Raw genomic sequence first — 541 nt, forward strand, 5'->3', positions numbered from 1 at the left:
ATTGCGTGGTGCTAATTTCAGGCATATGAAAACCTTGATCAGGTGCGACGATGGTATATTACGGGGCTCAATACCTTCACTCGCGTTGTGGCTGATAGACCGCCCTTACTACAGCTTCATAATGTTCGTTACCTTGCATTATGTGTAGTTCGGTTCCAGACTGGTGGCTAGCCTTTTTCTGGGCTGGATTGTCCAGCTTGATTGCCTTAGCTTTGCTTGGCGCACTCATATGACTACTTCCTTTTTGTCGGTATTTTTTGTATATCACAGGAGCAATCGATAAAACAGCCAAACCAAGAATAGGTAAGAGAATGTGCGGGGAAAAGATAATCTGAAGATTTATTTTTTGGCCTTGTGAAATAACAAAGCCAAGCCCACTGCCAACCCAGGCGTAAATAAATGCCCCAGGCATAATGCCAAACAAAGTGCCAAAAAAGAAAGCATGCAAACTCACGCCAATAACCCCTGCAGCAATGTTAATAATAAAAAACGGGAAAATAGGTACTAGCCGTAAAAAAAGCATATAATTCAGTTCATTTTT

1 protein-coding gene is annotated in these 541 nt (G+C 41.8%); it reads right to left on the reverse strand.

Features of this window, described 5'->3' with window-relative positions; translation table 11 throughout:
- Positions 1 to 76 precede the first annotated feature (76 nt).
- Positions 77 to 541: TVP38/TMEM64 family protein (locus tag DNK84_RS11390; RefSeq protein ID WP_162902409.1), on the reverse strand; the 465-nt coding region annotated here is incomplete at its 5' end.

This window comes from Facilibium subflavum (assembly GCF_003574485.1).
Classification (GTDB): domain Bacteria; phylum Pseudomonadota; class Gammaproteobacteria; order Francisellales; family Francisellaceae; genus Facilibium; species Facilibium subflavum.